This window comes from Streptomyces sp. NPDC037126 (assembly GCF_055605965.1).
Genome location: NZ_JBVJTD010000023.1, coordinates 46,320 through 61,607, shown reverse-complemented (window position 1 = coordinate 61,607; position 15,288 = coordinate 46,320). Strand labels below are relative to the sequence as shown.

Annotated in this window: 14 protein-coding genes and 1 other RNA gene; 12 read left to right on the top strand and 3 right to left on the bottom strand. The window is 71.9% G+C overall.

Annotation, left to right across the window (positions count from 1 at the left end):
- The first annotated feature begins 195 nt into the window (after window positions 1-195).
- The 4 genes from ACZ7FF_RS36145 to ACZ7FF_RS36130 all read left to right on the top strand — a co-directional run bounded on the left by ACZ7FF_RS36145 (window position 196) and on the right by ACZ7FF_RS36130 (window position 6,209).
- Complete coding sequence (locus tag ACZ7FF_RS36145) at window positions 196-1,857, top strand: serine/threonine-protein kinase (RefSeq protein ID WP_470817851.1); 1,662 nt, start codon at window positions 196-198, stop codon at window positions 1,855-1,857.
- Between the two features lie 111 nt (window positions 1,858-1,968).
- Window positions 1,969-3,198: a serine/threonine-protein kinase gene (locus ACZ7FF_RS36140; protein ID WP_470817850.1), complete on the top strand. Its 1,230-nt coding sequence runs from the start codon at window positions 1,969-1,971 to the stop codon at window positions 3,196-3,198.
- A 682-nt stretch (window positions 3,199-3,880) separates the two neighbouring features.
- Entirely contained in the window at window positions 3,881-4,987 is a 1,107-nt protein-coding gene (gene prfB / locus ACZ7FF_RS36135) for a peptide chain release factor 2 (protein ID WP_470817848.1), read from the top strand.
- Window positions 4,988-5,282: 295 nt separating this feature from the next.
- Window positions 5,283-6,209: a hypothetical protein gene (locus ACZ7FF_RS36130; protein WP_470817846.1), complete on the top strand. Its 927-nt coding sequence runs from the start codon at window positions 5,283-5,285 to the stop codon at window positions 6,207-6,209.
- A gap of 93 nt (window positions 6,210-6,302) precedes the next feature.
- Here the strand turns inward: ACZ7FF_RS36130 and ACZ7FF_RS36125 are convergent, their stop codons facing one another.
- Complete coding sequence (locus ACZ7FF_RS36125) at window positions 6,303-6,497, bottom strand: hypothetical protein (protein WP_470817844.1); 195 nt, start codon at window positions 6,495-6,497, stop codon at window positions 6,303-6,305.
- A 237-nt stretch (window positions 6,498-6,734) separates the two neighbouring features.
- Here ACZ7FF_RS36125 and ftsE point away from each other — a divergent pair, with 237 nt between their 5' ends.
- The 5 genes from ftsE to ssrA all read left to right on the top strand — a co-directional run bounded on the left by ftsE (window position 6,735) and on the right by ssrA (window position 10,696).
- Window positions 6,735-7,424, top strand: a complete 690-nt coding sequence (ftsE, locus tag ACZ7FF_RS36120) for a cell division ATP-binding protein FtsE (RefSeq protein WP_037651391.1) — start codon at window positions 6,735-6,737, stop codon at window positions 7,422-7,424.
- A gap of 43 nt (window positions 7,425-7,467) precedes the next feature.
- Window positions 7,468-8,385: a permease-like cell division protein FtsX gene (gene ftsX, locus ACZ7FF_RS36115; protein WP_470817842.1), complete on the top strand. Its 918-nt coding sequence runs from the start codon at window positions 7,468-7,470 to the stop codon at window positions 8,383-8,385.
- A 67-nt stretch (window positions 8,386-8,452) separates the two neighbouring features.
- On the top strand, window positions 8,453-9,625 hold the full coding sequence (locus tag ACZ7FF_RS36110) for a S41 family peptidase (protein WP_470817841.1): 1,173 nt from the start codon (window positions 8,453-8,455) through the stop codon (window positions 9,623-9,625).
- Window positions 9,626-9,681: 56 nt separating this feature from the next.
- Window positions 9,682-10,161 carry an SsrA-binding protein SmpB gene (smpB, locus tag ACZ7FF_RS36105; protein ID WP_470817839.1) on the top strand — a complete coding sequence of 160 codons (480 nt, stop codon included), beginning with the start codon at window positions 9,682-9,684 and terminating at the stop codon, window positions 10,159-10,161.
- Between the two features lie 149 nt (window positions 10,162-10,310).
- Window positions 10,311-10,696, top strand: a transfer-messenger RNA (tmRNA) gene (gene ssrA, locus ACZ7FF_RS36100).
- A gap of 70 nt (window positions 10,697-10,766) precedes the next feature.
- On the opposite strand, the gene ACZ7FF_RS36095 is transcribed toward ssrA, so the two are convergent.
- Window positions 10,767-12,098, bottom strand: coding sequence for an MFS transporter (locus tag ACZ7FF_RS36095; RefSeq protein ID WP_470817838.1), 1,332 nt, complete (start codon window positions 12,096-12,098; stop codon window positions 10,767-10,769).
- Window positions 12,099-12,182: 84 nt separating this feature from the next.
- Between ACZ7FF_RS36095 and ACZ7FF_RS36090 the strand changes: the two genes are divergently transcribed.
- Window positions 12,183-13,160, top strand: coding sequence for a LysR family transcriptional regulator (locus ACZ7FF_RS36090; RefSeq protein WP_470817837.1), 978 nt, complete (start codon window positions 12,183-12,185; stop codon window positions 13,158-13,160).
- Between the two features lie 73 nt (window positions 13,161-13,233).
- On the opposite strand, the gene ACZ7FF_RS36085 is transcribed toward ACZ7FF_RS36090, so the two are convergent.
- Window positions 13,234-13,386, bottom strand: a complete 153-nt coding sequence (locus ACZ7FF_RS36085) for a hypothetical protein (protein WP_470817914.1) — start codon at window positions 13,384-13,386, stop codon at window positions 13,234-13,236.
- Between the two features lie 107 nt (window positions 13,387-13,493).
- On the opposite strand from ACZ7FF_RS36085, the gene ACZ7FF_RS36080 reads away from it, so the two are divergent.
- Complete coding sequence (locus tag ACZ7FF_RS36080) at window positions 13,494-13,694, top strand: hypothetical protein (protein WP_470817913.1); 201 nt, start codon at window positions 13,494-13,496, stop codon at window positions 13,692-13,694.
- Window positions 13,695-13,860: 166 nt separating this feature from the next.
- Window positions 13,861-15,237: a nitrate/nitrite transporter gene (locus ACZ7FF_RS36075; RefSeq protein WP_470817835.1), complete on the top strand. Its 1,377-nt coding sequence runs from the start codon at window positions 13,861-13,863 to the stop codon at window positions 15,235-15,237.
- Window positions 15,238-15,288 lie beyond the last annotated feature (51 nt).

Below are 15,288 nucleotides of genomic sequence, written 5' to 3'. Positions count from 1 at the left end.
TGACCAGGACCGCCCCCGCGATCACTTGAGATCGGTCACGTCCGTCCCTCGGCAACCACGAGCCAAAGACGCGCGTCTTTCCTTCGAACATGCTCGGGAACGCATACGTAGTGCTCCGAAGGGCGGCACTACAGTGGTTCGGAACAACCGGAATGCAGCGAAGCAAGCATCAGCAAGCAGCAGGGAGCGCGTGACGTGCGGCCAGTCGGCAGCAAGTACCTGCTTGAGGAGCCGCTCGGACGCGGCGCCACAGGCACCGTCTGGCGTGCCCGCCAGCGCGAGACCGCCGGCGCCGAGGCGGCCGTGGCCGGCCAGCCGGGCGAGACCGTCGCCATCAAGGTCCTGAAGGAAGAGCTGGCGAGCGATCCCGACATCGTGATGCGCTTCCTGCGGGAGCGCTCGGTCCTGCTCCGGCTCACCCACCCGAACATCGTCCGGGTGCGCGACCTGGTCGTCGAGGGCGATCTGCTGGCCCTGGTCATGGACCTCGTCGACGGCCCCGACCTGCACCGCTACCTGCGCGAGAACGGCCCCCTCACGCCCGTCGCCGCCGCGCTGCTGACGGCCCAGGTCGCCGACGCGCTCGCCGCGAGCCACGCCGACGGCGTGGTCCACCGCGACCTCAAGCCCGCCAACGTGCTGCTCATGCAGCACGACGGCCGCATGCACCCCAAGCTGACCGACTTCGGCATCGCCCGCCTCGCCGACTCCCCGGGCCTGACCCGCACCCAGGAGTTCGTCGGCACGCCCGCGTACGTCGCGCCGGAGTCCGCCGAGGGCCGCCCGCAGACCTCCGCCGTCGACATCTACGGCGCCGGCATCCTGCTGTACGAGCTGGTCACCGGCCACCCGCCGTTCTCCGGCGGCAGCGCCCTGGAGGTGCTGCACCAGCACCTGAGCGCCGAGCCGCGCCGCCCCTCGACCGTCCCGGACCCGCTGTGGACGGTCATAGAGCGGTGCCTGCGCAAGAACCCCGCGGAGCGCCCCAGCGCCGAGAACCTGGCGCGCGGGCTGCGGGTCGTCGCCGAGGGCGTCGGCGTGCACTCGAACGCCGCCCAGATCGCCGCCGCCGAGGGGGTGGGCGCGCTGCTCGCGCCCGACCCGGCCCCGGCCGCCGTCCCGGGCGTGCCCGGCGCCGCCGATCCCACCCAGGTGCTGCCCACGAACGCGCCGCAGGGGGCGTACGACCCGAACGGCGCCACCAGCGTGCTGCCACACACCGGCCCCGCCGGTGCCGCCGACCCCACCGCCGTACTGCCGCACACCGGCGCCGCCGACCCGACGGCGATGCTGCCGAACACGGCCCCGCAGGGGCAGGGACCCGACCAGCCGCACCCCTGGCAGACCCAGCTGCGCGCCGCCCGCGACCGCAACGAGCAGACGCAGGTGCAGTTCCTGGCCCCCGAGGACGACCCGCTGCACCACCGGCCGCAGCGTCAGGTCGCCCGGCCCCAGCAGCAGCCGCGCCAGGCCCCGCAGGGCGGCGGCCGGCAGCCCCAGCCGCGCGGCCGGCAGCAGGGATACGGCTACGCGCCGCAGCAGCAGCCCCAGCAGTACGCCCCGCCGCAGCAGCCGCAGCGGTACGCGCCGCCGGAGCCGCAGCGGCCCGCGCGCGAGCCCCGGGCGCCGCGTCAGCGCAGCGCCAACCCGATGAAGATCCCGGGCCTCGGCTGCCTGAAGGGCTGCCTGTTCACGATCGTCATCCTGGTGGTGGCGAGCTGGCTCGTCTGGGAGCTGACCCCGCTGCACACCTGGGTCGGCCAGGGCCGTGGCTACTGGCACGAGGTGTCCCACTGGGCGGGTCAGGTGAGCCGTTGGGTCAAGGACCTGGGCGGCTCGTCGAGCGGTGGCAACTGACCGCGAGTTTGCTGATTTGTCGACATCTGGCGGGTGATTTCCGTCTCCGCGGTGAAGGTTGGCTCGTCGGACGCGTAGTTTTAACGACAACACGCGTCTGTAGGAGCAGTCTTGGCACGGAAGATCGGCAGCCGGTACACCGCGAACCAGATCCTGGGGCGGGGCAGCGCCGGCACGGTGTGGCTGGGCGAGGGACCCGAGGGCCCCGTCGCCGTCAAGCTGCTGCGTGAGGACCTCGCCTCCGACCAGGAGCTCGTCGGGCGCTTCGTGCAGGAGCGCACCGCGCTGCTCGGCCTGGAGCACCCGCACATCGTCACCGTGCGCGACCTCGTGGTCGACGGCAACGACCTGGCTCTGGTCATGGACCTGGTGCGCGGCACCGATCTGCGCACCCGCCTGGAGCGTGAGCGGCGGCTCGCCCCGGAGGCGGCCGTGGCGATCGTCGCCGACGTCGCCGACGCGCTGGCGGCGGCCCACGCGGCGGGGGTCGTGCACCGGGACGTCAAGCCCGAGAACGTGCTGCTGGACATGCAGGGCCCGCTCGGTCCCGGCGGGGCCCACCCGGCGCTGCTCACCGACTTCGGCGTGGCCAAGCTGATCGACACGCCCAGGCGGACCCGGGCCACGAAGATCATCGGAACGCCGGACTACCTGGCGCCCGAGATCGTCGAGGGCCTGCCCCCGCGGGCCGCCGTGGACATCTACGCCCTGGTGACGGTCCTGTACGAGCTGCTGGCGGGCTTCACCCCCTTCGGCGGCGGCCACCCCGGCGCGGTGCTGCGCCGCCACGTCACCGAGACCGTCGTACCGCTGCCCGGCATCCCCGAGGAGCTGTGGCAGCTGATCGTGCAGTGCCTCGCCAAGGCCCCCGCCTCCCGGCTGCGCGCCTCCGAGCTGGCGGCGCGGCTGCGGGAGCAGCTGCCGATCCTGGCGGGCATGCCGCCGCTCGACGTGGACGAGCCGGACCCGGCCGAGGCGTCCGCGGAGGAGGAGCCGGCGCCCGCGGGTCCGGCGGGGGAGGAGCCGGTACGGCGACGGGGAGCGGTGTCGCTGGTCCCCGGGGCCAAGCCGGACTCCAACCGGGACACGCACACGTCGATGCGGGTGCCGGCGCCGGACGAGCTGGCCGGCGGCGCCCACGGGACCGCCCGCGCTCCCCGGGCCACCGGCGCGCCCCGGCCGGGCTCGGCGCGCCACAGGGCCGCGGTACGGCGGCGCCGGATCACCCTCGGCGTGTCCGGCGCGGTCCTGGCGGCCCTGATCGCCGCCGGCGCCTGGTGGGCCTCCTCCGACAGCGACACCCACCCCGGCCCCCAAACCCACACCACGTCGACCCCCTGACCGCGCCAGGCGTCCCCCACACCGGCCCCGGGCGACACCGGCGGGCCCTGACCCGGTCGGCCGGAGGCGGCCCCGCCGGCCTCATCCCGGTGGCGGCGAAGGGCACCCCTCCGGCCCGGTCCCGAGGTCCGGCCCCGCCGATCCGGCCACACCGCGAAAGCGGCGTCGCCGTATCCGGCCTCACCTCGGAAGTGGCGTCGCCGCATCCGGCCTCACCCTGGAATCGGCTTCGCCGCCCCGTCCCCGTCGGTCGGAGGTGGCCCCGCCGGTCTCATCCCGGTGGTGGCGAAGGGCGCCCCTCCGGCCCGGTCCCGAGGTCCGGCCCCGCCGAACCGGCCACGCTCCGGAAACGGCCTCGCCGCATCCGGCCACACCCCGGAAACGGCCTCACCGCCCCGTCCCCGTCGGCCGGAGGGCAACGGTTCGCCGGTAGGCCCCCCGGGTCCTGGCGTGGTCGCCCGGAAGCGCGGCCCGGCCGGTGGCCTGTCCGCCCCGGACCGCTGGTTCCCGCCCCGGCCCCGCTGGTTCCCGTTCCGGTCGGCCGGGACGGTGTCCCGTGGGCCTGGTCCGGCCGGGCCCCGGTCGCTCCGTGCGCCCCGCTCCGGCGGCCCGGGGCCCGGTCGCGGGCCCGGGGGCGGCACGGCCGGGGCTGGCTGCCCGGCGGAGCCGTTACGCTGGATGCGTGGCAGTCGTCGATGTATCCGAAGAGCTGAAGTCCCTCTCCTCGACCATGGAGTCGATCGAGGCCGTCCTGGACCTCGACAAGCTGAGGGCAGACATCGCCGTGCTCGAGGAGCAGGCGGCCGCGCCGTCCCTCTGGGACAACCCGGACGAGGCGCAGAAGATCACCAGCAAGCTCTCCCACCTCCAGGCCGAGGTCAGGAAGGCGGAGGGGCTGCGCGGCCGCATCGACGACCTCGCGGTCCTCTTCGAGATGGCCGAGGAGGAGGACGACCCGGACACCCGCGCCGAGGCCGAGTCCGAGCTGGCCGCGGTGAAGAAGTCGCTGGACGAGATGGAGGTCCGCACCCTCCTGTCCGGCGAGTACGACTCCCGTGAGGCGCTCGTCAACATCCGCGCCGAGGCCGGCGGCGTCGACGCCGCCGACTTCGCCGAGAAGCTCCAGCGCATGTACCTGCGCTGGGCCGAGCAGCGCGGTTACAAGACGGAGCTCATCGAGACGTCGTACGCCGAAGAGGCCGGCATCAAGTCGACCACCTTCTCCGTCCAGGCGCCCTACGCCTACGGCACCCTCTCCGTCGAGCAGGGCACGCACCGCCTCGTGCGCATCTCGCCCTACGACAACCAGGGCCGCCGCCAGACCTCCTTCGCGGGCGTCGAGGTGCTGCCCGTGGTCGAGCAGACCGACCACATCGAGATCGACGAGTCCGAGCTGCGCGTGGACGTGTACCGGTCCTCGGGCCCCGGCGGTCAGGGCGTCAACACGACCGACTCCGCGGTCCGGCTGACCCACCTCCCCACCGGCATCGTGGTCTCCTGCCAGAACGAGCGCTCGCAGATCCAGAACAAGGCCACGGCGATGAACGTCCTCCAGGCCAAGCTGCTGGAGCGCCGCCGGCAGGAGGAGCAGGCCAAGATGGACGCCCTCAAGGGCGACGGCGGCAACTCCTGGGGCAACCAGATGCGTTCCTACGTGCTGCACCCGTACCAGATGGTCAAGGACCTGCGCACCGAGCACGAAGTGGGCAACCCCGAGGCCGTGTTCAACGGCGAGATCGACGGTTTCCTGGAGGCCGGCATTCGCTGGCGCAAGCAGCAGGAGAAGTAACTTTGTCGACATGACAACTGCCGCCCGGGAGGCGGCAGTTGTCTTATGTCTGGGTTTTACATCACACTCACACCCTTCAACTCCCCCCAAAAACCTCCCCCCTGGACATTGCGCCCGCAATGCCCTTGACGTTGCTTTGAAAAATCGGAAGGGTGAAGCGCGGCATGCGTACCTTGGGGCGCATGTGAACCGGGGGAATGAGTTGACGCACACTTCGTCACCGGCTGCCTCCGTCGATCACGGCACGCCCCACGCGCCGCCTCATTGACGAACAGCTACTGGGGGTAGCAACCACATGACGAAGAAGACGCGGATCCGGGTCGCGCGGATAGCCGCCGGCGCCGTGATCGCGGCCGGTGCGTCACTGACCGCGGCCGGCGCGGCATCCGCCCTGGACCTCGGTGTCCAGGCGGGCCCGATCAGCCTCGGCGTGAGCGCCGACGGCAACGACGACGGTGGGAACACCGACGGTGGCGGCGGCTGCGACCCGGTCGGTGTCTGCGACACCACCGGTGGCACGACCGACGGCGGTACCACCGACGGCGGCACCACGACGACCGACGGCGGCACGACCGACGGCGGGACCACCGACGGTGGCACGACCACTGACGGTGGCACCACGGACGGCGGCACGACCACCACCGACGGCGGCACGGTGACCATCGGCGGTACCACGGACGGTGGCAACACCGACGGTGGCAACGGCAACGGCGGCAACACCGACGGTGGCAACGGCGGTGACAACGGCACCGGCGGCGGCAACGGCAACGGTGGCAACACCGACGGTGGCAACGGCGGTGACAACGGCACCGGCGGCGGCAACGGCACCGGCGGCGGCAACGGCACCGGCGGCGGCAACGGCACCGGCGGCGGCAACGGCGGCGGCTCCACCACCGGCGGCGGCAACGGCGGCTCCACGACCGGCGGCGGCCACTCCGGCACCACCGGCGGCTCCGGCACCACCGGTGGCTCCGGCACCGGCGGCAACAACGACACCCCCCAGGGCGGCGGCAACAACAACGCCTCCCAGGACGAGGGCTCCTCGGCCCTCACCGACACCGGGTCCGACACCCAGGCCCAGGGCGGCGGCAAGCAGCTCGCCGAGACCGGTGCCGGCCAGACCGCGTTCCTGCTCGTCGGCGCCGCGACGATGATCGCCGGCGGCATCGGCTTCCGCGTCCTGCCGCGTCTGGTGAACGGCCGGGGCGGCGCGGCCGCCTGAGCGTAGCCGTACGGTCACGCCCCGCGTGCACCGCGCATGCCCAAGGGCCCGGAGCTCGGCGCTCCGGGCCCTTTGGGGTTTCTCGGGCTTTTCTTACGCGGTCTGGTGCGCCAGCAACGCGACCGCGGCGATCAGCACCGCCAGCATCGCGATCAGCGCCATCGGGTTCAGACCCGCGAGGAAGCCCTGCTCCTGCTGCAGTCGCTCGCGGTTGGCGCGGCACACGGGGCACCGGCCCTCGCTCACGGGCGCCGCACAGTTCGCGCACACCAACCGGTCGTACGTCATGCGCTCGCCCTCCTTGCACCGGCCATCACACGTACAACGTCCACGGGAACGAGAACGTTCCCCCTACCACTGTGCCAGTTTCCTCCGGGGCGTGCGCGGGGCCCGTGCACGGGGGGAGGGAACGGCGACCGGTACAAAAACGTACAAGTCTTGCCCAACCTCAACCTGCGACTGCACTTGCACACCCGGTTCGCGTATGGTCACGCTCATCTACCCCCGGCGACCCGTGGTGCATCCGTGATCCGATTCGACAATGTCTCCAAGGTCTACCCCAAGCAGACCCGCCCCGCACTCAGGGATGTCTCCCTGGAAGTGGAGAAGGGCGAGTTCGTGTTCCTCGTGGGGTCCTCCGGCTCCGGAAAGTCCACCTTCCTGCGGCTCGTACTCCGCGAGGAGCGGTGCAGCCACGGACAGGTGCACGTGCTGGGCAAGGACCTCGCGCGCCTCTCCAACTGGAAGGTGCCGCAGATGCGCCGCCAGCTGGGGACCGTCTTCCAGGACTTCCGCCTGCTGCCCAACAAGACGGTCGCGGAGAACGTGGCCTTCGCGCAGGAGGTGATCGGCAAGTCCCGTGGCGAGATCCGCAAGTCCGTGCCCCAGGTGCTCGACCTCGTCGGCCTCGGCGGCAAGGAGGACCGGATGCCCGGCGAGCTGTCCGGCGGTGAGCAGCAGCGCGTGGCCATCGCGCGCGCCTTCGTCAACCGGCCCAAGCTGCTGATCGCCGACGAGCCCACCGGCAACCTCGACCCGCAGACCTCCGTCGGCATCATGAAGCTGCTCGACCGGATCAACCGGACGGGCACCACCGTCATCATGGCGACGCACGACCAGAACATCGTGGACCAGATGCGCAAGCGCGTCATCGAGCTGGAGAAGGGCCGCCTCGTCCGCGACCAGACGCGCGGCGTCTACGGCTACCAGCACTGACCCGCCGCCCGAGTCCGTCCACGGAAAGGCACAACCCGCCGCCATGCGCCCCCAGTTCGTCCTGTCGGAGATCGGTGTCGGTCTCCGCCGCAACCTGACGATGACCTTCGCCGTCATCGTCTCCGTCGCCCTGTCCCTGGCGCTCTTCGGTGGCTCGCTGCTGATGAGCGACCAGGTCAGCACCATGAAGGGCTACTGGTACGACAAGGTCAACGTCTCGATCTTCCTGTGCAACAAGCACGACGCCGAGTCGGACGTCAACTGCGCCAAGGGCGCGGTCACCGAGGACCAGAAGAAGCAGATCCTCGCGGACCTGAACAAGATGCCGGTCGTCGAGAAGGTGACGTACGAGTCGCAGGACGAGGCGTACAAGCACTACAAGCAGCAGTTCGGCAACTCCCCGCTGGCCAGCTCCCTCACGCCGGACCAGATGCAGGAGTCGTACCGGATCAAGCTCAAGGACCCGCAGAAGTACCAGGTGATCGCCACCGCGTTCAACGGGCGTGACGGCGTGCAGTCGGTGCAGGACCAGAAGGGCATCCTGGACAACCTCTTCCAGCTGCTCAACCTGATGAACCGGGGCGCGCTCGGCGTGATGGCGCTGATGCTGTTCGTGGCGCTGCTGCTGATCGTCAACACCGTGCGCGTGTCGGCGTTCAGCCGCAGGCGCGAGACCGGGATCATGCGCCTGGTCGGTGCCTCGGGCTTCTACATCCAGGCGCCGTTCATCGCCGAGGCGGCCGTCGCCGGTCTCATCGGCGGCTCCCTCGCCTGTGTGTTCCTGATCGTCGGCCGGTACTTCACCATCGACCACGGCATGGACCTGTCCCACAAGCTCACGCTCATCAACTTCGTCGGCTGGGACGCGGTGTTGACCAAGCTGCCGCTGATCCTCGCGACGAGCGTGCTGATGCCCTCCCTTGCGGCGTTCTTCGCGCTGCGCAAGTACCTGAAGGTGTGACGCATGCCAAGGGAGACGTCGAGGCATCCGGCCCTGCGTCTGCGTGCGTTGTCCTAGACTCACGGCCATGCCGGGCCGAGACCTGTTCTGTCCGCCCCGCCGCCACCGCCGCGGCGGGGCCGCACTGACCTTGGTCTTCGCGGGCGTACTGGTCGCCGGGGTCGCGACCGGCTCCTTCCCGGACCCCTACCACCCCGCGCGCCGGACCACCCCCGGCCCGGCCCGCGCGCTGACCCGGCACGAGGACGTGCAGAAGGCCGCCGCCGAGGCGATGGCCGACGGCAAGTCCCCGATGGAGGCCGCCGAACGGGCCGTCAGCCGCAGCGGGGACCGCTGGGGCGCCGTCTACTCCGAGGGCGAGTACCAGGAGTTCCAGGAGGCGCTGGACGGCCGCTACACCGGCGTCGGCCTGTGGGCGCGGCGCGAGCAGGACGGCCGGATCGAGGTGACCCGGGTGCAGCCCGGCTCGCCGGCGGCCACGGCCGGGATCCGCACGGGCGACCGGCTGCGCAGCGTCGACGGCAGCGGGGTCGACGGCCGACCGGTCACCGAGGTGGTCTCCTTACTACGCGGCGACGCCGACGACGCGCCCGCCGGTACGACGGTCACCCTGGGCCTCCAGCGCGGCACGCGCGCGTGGAGCGAGACCCTGCACCGCGCCCGGCTGTCCACCGACTCCGTGACCGTGCGCCGGTTGCCGGGCGGGGTCACCGTCATCAAGGTCGCCGCGTTCACCAGGGGCTCCGGCGAGGCCGTCCGGGAGGCGGTCCGCGAGGCCCCGGCCGACGCCGGGATCGTCCTCGACCTGAGCGGCGACTCCGGCGGCCTGGTCACCGAGGCGGTGGACACCGCCTCCGCGTTCCTCGACGGCGGCCTGGTCGCCACCTACGACGTCGACGGCGCCCAGCGCGCCCTGCGCGCCGAGCCCGGCGGCGACACCGCCCGCCCCCTGGTCGTGCTCGTCGACGGCGGCACCATGAGCGCGGCCGAGATGCTCACCGGGGCCCTCCAGGACCGGGGCCGGGCGGTCGTGATCGGCTCCCGCACCTTCGGCAAGGGCTCCATCCAGATGCCGACCGAGCTGCCCGACGGATCGGTGGCCGAGCTGACCGTGGGCCACTACCGCACCCCGCTGGGCCACGCGGTCGACGGCCGGGGCATCACCCCGGACCTGGAGGCGGGCTCGGGGGCCCTGCAGCGGGCCGAGACGGTCCTGACCGGACTGGGTGATCCTTCGTAGCCCCGGGTAATCCGCTTCCCCCGCACCCCCTCCGTGGTGCGAAAATGGTCGGCACTATGGCTAAGGAAAAAGGGCGCAAGCTGATCGCGCAGAACAAGAAGGCGCGGCACGACTACCACATCCTCGACACCTACGAGGCCGGTCTGGTCCTCATGGGCACCGAGGTGAAGTCGCTGCGCCAGGGGCGGGCGTCGCTGGCCGACGGCTTCGTGCAGCTGGACGGTCACGAGGCGTGGCTGCACAACGTGCACGTGCCCGAGTACAGCCAGGGCACCTGGACCAACCACAGTGCCCGCCGCAAGCGGAAGCTGCTGCTGCACCGCGAAGAGATCGACAAGCTGGAGTCCAAGTCCCAGGAGACGGGTCACACGATCGTGCCCCTCGCGCTGTACTTCAAGGACGGCCGGGCCAAGATCGAGATCGCGCTCGCCAAGGGCAAGAAGGAGTACGACAAGCGCCAGACCCTGCGCGAGAAGCAGGACCGGCGGGAGACGGACCGCGCGATGTCGGCGGTGCGCCGCCAGCAGCGCGGCTGATCCGGGACCGTCCCGGCCCCGGATCACGGCGAACCGGGTACGACGGCCGGGTGACCGGCGGGAATACGGTGGCATCGGCGGACGTTGTTCCCGTACGATGGCACCAGCACCGGACCGAGAGCCCGGTGTGCACATTGAGAAATCAACATGGGGATGATCGGTTTCGACAGCGGATGTCGAAGCAGGGGAAGCGTGTCGAGGAAGCGGCCATGATCTCGTAAACCACAGGCCGAAAAAAATAATCGCCAACACCAAGCGCGATTCCTCCCAGTTCGCCCTCGCTGCCTAATTAGCAGCTAGCGAACTCTCACGGGAGTGTCAGCCCGGGGCTGTTCCCGACCCGGATCCTGGCATCAGCTAGGGGACTAAACCTTGATCCCGGTCACGGGGTGAAGAGGGAAACCAAACAGTGACTGGGCCCGTCGGCGACTTGTTCGCGTGATCGCCGGGGCCGAGAAAATCACAGCGAACTGCACACGGAGAAGCCCTGATTCCACACCGTTGGACGCGGGTTCGATTCCCGCCATCTCCACGATCGGGAGGCTTGTGCGCCTCTTGACCCCATGTGGGCGAGGGCCCCGTCGCATCGAGCGGCGGGGCCTTCGTCATGCCTCAGCACGAGCCGCCGCGAGCGGTCCGGCGGGCCGCCGCGCGGCCGAGGCCGCGGAGTTGATCAACAGCGCCAGCGTGGCCGCGGCGGCCGGCACCGCGAAGGCGGAGCCGGGGGAGAGGTGCTCGGCCGCCCAGCCACCCGTCGCCGAGCCGCAGGCGATGCCGGTGAGCAGCCCGGTCACCACCAGGCTCATGCCCTCGTTGAGGCGGTCGGCCGGGGTGCGCCGCTGTACCAGGGTCATCGCCGTCACCATGGTCGGCGCGGTCCCCATGCCCGCCACCAGGAGCGCCCCCGCCAGCAACGGAAGCGAACCGCCGACGGCGGCCGCCACCCACGGCAGGACCATCAGCCCGGCCATCGCCCCCAGGCACCGGGTCAGCCGCCGCCCGACGGCCTCCGGGGCCGCGGGGGCCGCCGATGCCTGCGGCTCCGGGCGCGCGGACTTCGGCTCCGGGTCGGCGGACTTCGGCTTCAGAGCGCCGTACACCAGGCCCGCCGCGCAGGAGCCCGCCGCCTGGAGGGCCAGGACGGCGCCGGCCGCCGCGCGGTGTCCGTGGGCGTCGGCGTACGCGATGGTGACGACCTCCATCGAGCCGAACACCGCGCCCGTGGCGGTGAAGCAGGCCAGCAGCGGCGGGATGCCAGGGCTGCGCAGCGGCGACGGCGCCTTCGAACGCGCCTGTGGCGGCGGCTCGGTGGCCCGCTGCGCGGTGAACAGCAGCATGCCGGCGAGCAGCAGCACCGCCCCGGCCAGGGTCCCCGCCTCCGGGAAGACCGTGCCGGTCAAGAAGGACGCGAGCACCGGCCCGAGCATGAAGCACAGCTCGTCGGCGGCCTGTTCGAAGGAGTTCGCGGTGTGCAGGGCGCCCGGGTCGTCGCGCAGCAGATGGGCCCAGCGGGCCCGGGAGAGGCCGCCGATGTTGGGCGTGGCCGCCGTGCCGGCGTAGGCGGCGAACAGGGTCCAGTCCGGGGCGTCGTAGCGGACGCACCACAGCAGCGCGAGGCTGCCCAGTACGGAGGCGAGCGTGGCCGGCACGGCGACCCGGGCCTGTCCGTGCCGGTCGACGAGCCGGGCGATCCAGGGCCCGGCCACCGCGGTGGCGGCGAGCCCGGTCGCGGTGACGGCGCCGGCGAGGGCGTACGACCCCCGGGAGCCGGCGATCATCACCACCGCGCTGACGCTGAACATGCCCATGGGCAGGCGGGCGAGGAAGTTGCCGGCGGTGAAGGCGCGGGTGCCGGGGAGGGAGAAGAGCCGACGGTATCCGGTGGTCCGTTGCGCTCTGTCGGGTATGTGTACGTCTTCGGCGGTCTGCTGCGGCATGGGTACACGGTCGCCCGGAGTGGATCACCGGGTCCAACACCTTCTCCGTGCCGATTCACGCACCGGCGTTGTAAGTTCACGCGCATGCCCGCCCCCGCCCACCTGGACCCCCGCCTGCTGCGCGCCTTCGTCGCCGTGGCCGAGGAACTGCACTTCACCCGTGCCGCGGCTCGTCTCTACGTCGCCCAGCAGGCGCTCAGCCGGGACGTACGGCGGCTCGAGCGGGAACTGGGCGCCGAGCTGTTCCTGCGGACCACCCGGCAGGTGACCCTGACCGCCGAGGGCGAACGCCTGCTCCCGCACGCGCGCCGCGTCCTCGCCGCCCAGGACGACCTGCTCGCCGCGTTCGCCGTCGGACAGTCCCGCCCGCTGCTGGTCGACCTCAACTCGCCGGGCCTGGCCACCGGCCGCCGGGTGCTGCACCGGGCCCGCGAACTCGCCCCGGGGCACGAGCTGATGGCCCGCTACGAGAGCGGCCTCACCGGAGCCGCCGCCGAACTGCTGGCCGGCCGCCTGGACGCCTCCTTCGGCCGCTACGCGGGCCTGGACCCGGCGCTGCGCTCCGGTCTGGAGCAGCAGCCCGTGCGCTGCGAGCCGATGGCCGTCGTACTGCCCGAGGACCACCCCCTGGCCGCCCGCCCGCAGGTGCCGCTGGCCGCCCTCGCCGGGGAGACGGTGTACGCCGGGGCCGGGAATCCGCGCACCCTGGAGTGGACCGATCTGGCCCGGCGGCTCTTCGACGAACACGGCATCCGGCCGGCGGCCCCTCTTCCGCTGGCCGTCGGTGACGAGGAGTTCGAGCGGATCATGGCCAAGACCGGGAACCCGATCCTCGCCGTGGTGGACTTTCCGGCCATGCCTCGCACGGTACGGCGGCCTCTGGTGGATCCCGTCCCGCTCTCGCCCGTCTCCCTGGTCTGGCGGAAGGGGCTGGTCCACCCCGGGCTGGACGCGCTGCGCCGGGCGGCTGCCGAGCTCGCCGAGGCGGAGGGGTGGCTTCGACGGCCCGCCGATGGATGGATTCCAGCCACAGACGATTGTGTGATGAACGGTCATAACTGACACGTAGCAACCGCGGAACCTCCCGTGCGCTACATTCGTGGCCCGGGCACGGTGTGGTGCTGTGGTCCCAGCGCTACCGCTGGTCGTACGGCACCATGCAGGCGATCTGGAAGCACCGCCGCGCCCTGGTGGACCGGGGCCCGTCGGGCCGCTTCGGACGCGTGGGCCTGCCGCTGGTGTCGCTGTTCATGGTGGTGGCACCGCTCCTGGCCCCCCTGATCGACATCTTCCTCCTCCGGCCAGGAGGCCGGGACCGGGCAGCGGGCCCCCGCCCCCGGCGGGCCGGGGCGCGACCGCTACCTGGACCTGCTCCGCTCGATCGCCCTGGTCCGCGTGGTGGTGTACCACCTGTTCGGCTGGGCCTGGCTGAGCGTCCTGTTCCCCTCGACGGGCGTGATGTTCGCGCTGGTCTGGCCCCTGATCGGGCTGACCGTGCTCGCCTTCGGCTGGATCGAGGACATCGCCGCGAAGCGCGGCCCGAGGCTGTGGCCGAACGGGGCCGAGCGGGCCGGGAGGCGGCGCGCGGCGGTGTGACGGCGGGCGGGGCCGGGCGGCGGCCCTCACCGGCCGTCCCCGCCCCGAGTGAGAGCAACGTTCCCTTCCGGTCACCCACGGCCACAGGCAGGAAACGCGTCTTTTCTACCTTCGGGCTCAGTCGGTCCTCGGCGGACCGAGCAGCCGGAGCCCCCGTGGAGGCGCGATGACAGCCCCAGCCCCAACCCGTCGCAGTGGCCGCTGGATCGAGCGCTGGGATCCCGAGGACGAGGGGTTCTGGGAGGCGACCGGCCGGGGGACCGCCAACCGGAACCTGTGGTTCTCCGTGCTGTGCGAGCACATCGGCTTCTCGGTCTGGACGCTGTGGTCCGTGCTCGTCCTCTTCATGGGACCCGAGTACGGCCTCACACCCGCCGACAAGTTCCTGCTGACCTCGGTGGTGACGCTGGTCGGAGCCGTCGTGCGCGTGCCCTACACCTTCGCCGTGGCCGTCTTCGGCGGCCGGAACTGGACGGTCGTCTCGGCGAGCCTGCTGCTCGTGCCGACGATCGCCGCGTTCGCCGTGATGAGGCCGGGCACCTCCTTCACCACCTTCCTCCTGGTCGGCCTCCTGGCCGGCGTCGGCGGCGGCAACTTCGCCTCGTCCATGACCAACATCAACGCCTTCTTCCCGCTGCGCAGGAAGGGCTGGGCGCTCGGCCTCAACGCCGGCGGGGGCAACATCGGCGTGCCCGTCATCCAGCTGGCCGCCCTCGCGGTCATCGGCGCGAGCGGCGGCCCGCGGGTCCTGCTGGGCCTCTACATCCCGCTGATCGTCGTGGCCGCGGTCCTGGCCGCCCTGTTCATGGACAACCTGGCGACGGTGCGCAACGACACCGGGGCGGCGAAGGACGCCGCCCGGGACGCCCACACCTGGATCATGTCCTTCCTCTACATCGGCACCTTCGGCTCCTTCATCGGCTACAGCTTCGCCTTCGGCCAGGTGCTGACGAACCAGTTCGGCCGCACCCCGCTCCAGGCCTCGTACCTCACCTTCGTCGGGCCGCTGCTCGGCTCCCTCGTCCGCCCGCTCGGCGGCCGGCTCGCCGACCGCTTCGGAGGCGCCCGGATCACCCTGTGGACCTACGTCGGCATGGCGGCCGCCACCCTCGCGCTGATCGCCGCCGGGATGCAGCGGTCGCTGCCGCTGTTCGTGTCCGTCTTCGTGGTGCTGTTCGTGCTCAGCGGGCTGGGCAACGGTTCGACGTACAAGATGATCCCGGGCATCTTCCAGGCCAAGGCCCTCGCGAGCGGGCTGACCGGGGAGGCCGCGGTAGCCCACGGCCGGCGGCTGTCCGGCGCCGCCATGGGCCTCATCGGCGCGGTCGGCGCGCTCGGCGGTGTCGGCATCAACCTCGCCTTCCGCCAGTCCTTCCTCTCCTACGGCTCCGGGACCGGCGCGTTCGTCGCCTTCCTCGCCTACTACGGCGCCTGCTTCGTGGTGACATGGACGGTGTACGTTCGCCGCCCGGCCGGCCGGGCCGGTTCCCCGGTCCCGGCGGCATCGGAGGCGACGGCCCGGCTCAGCCGTGCCGAGGTGTGACGTAACACCGGAGACATCGAGCCGAACCGAGCCCGTCACGCACGGTTGACA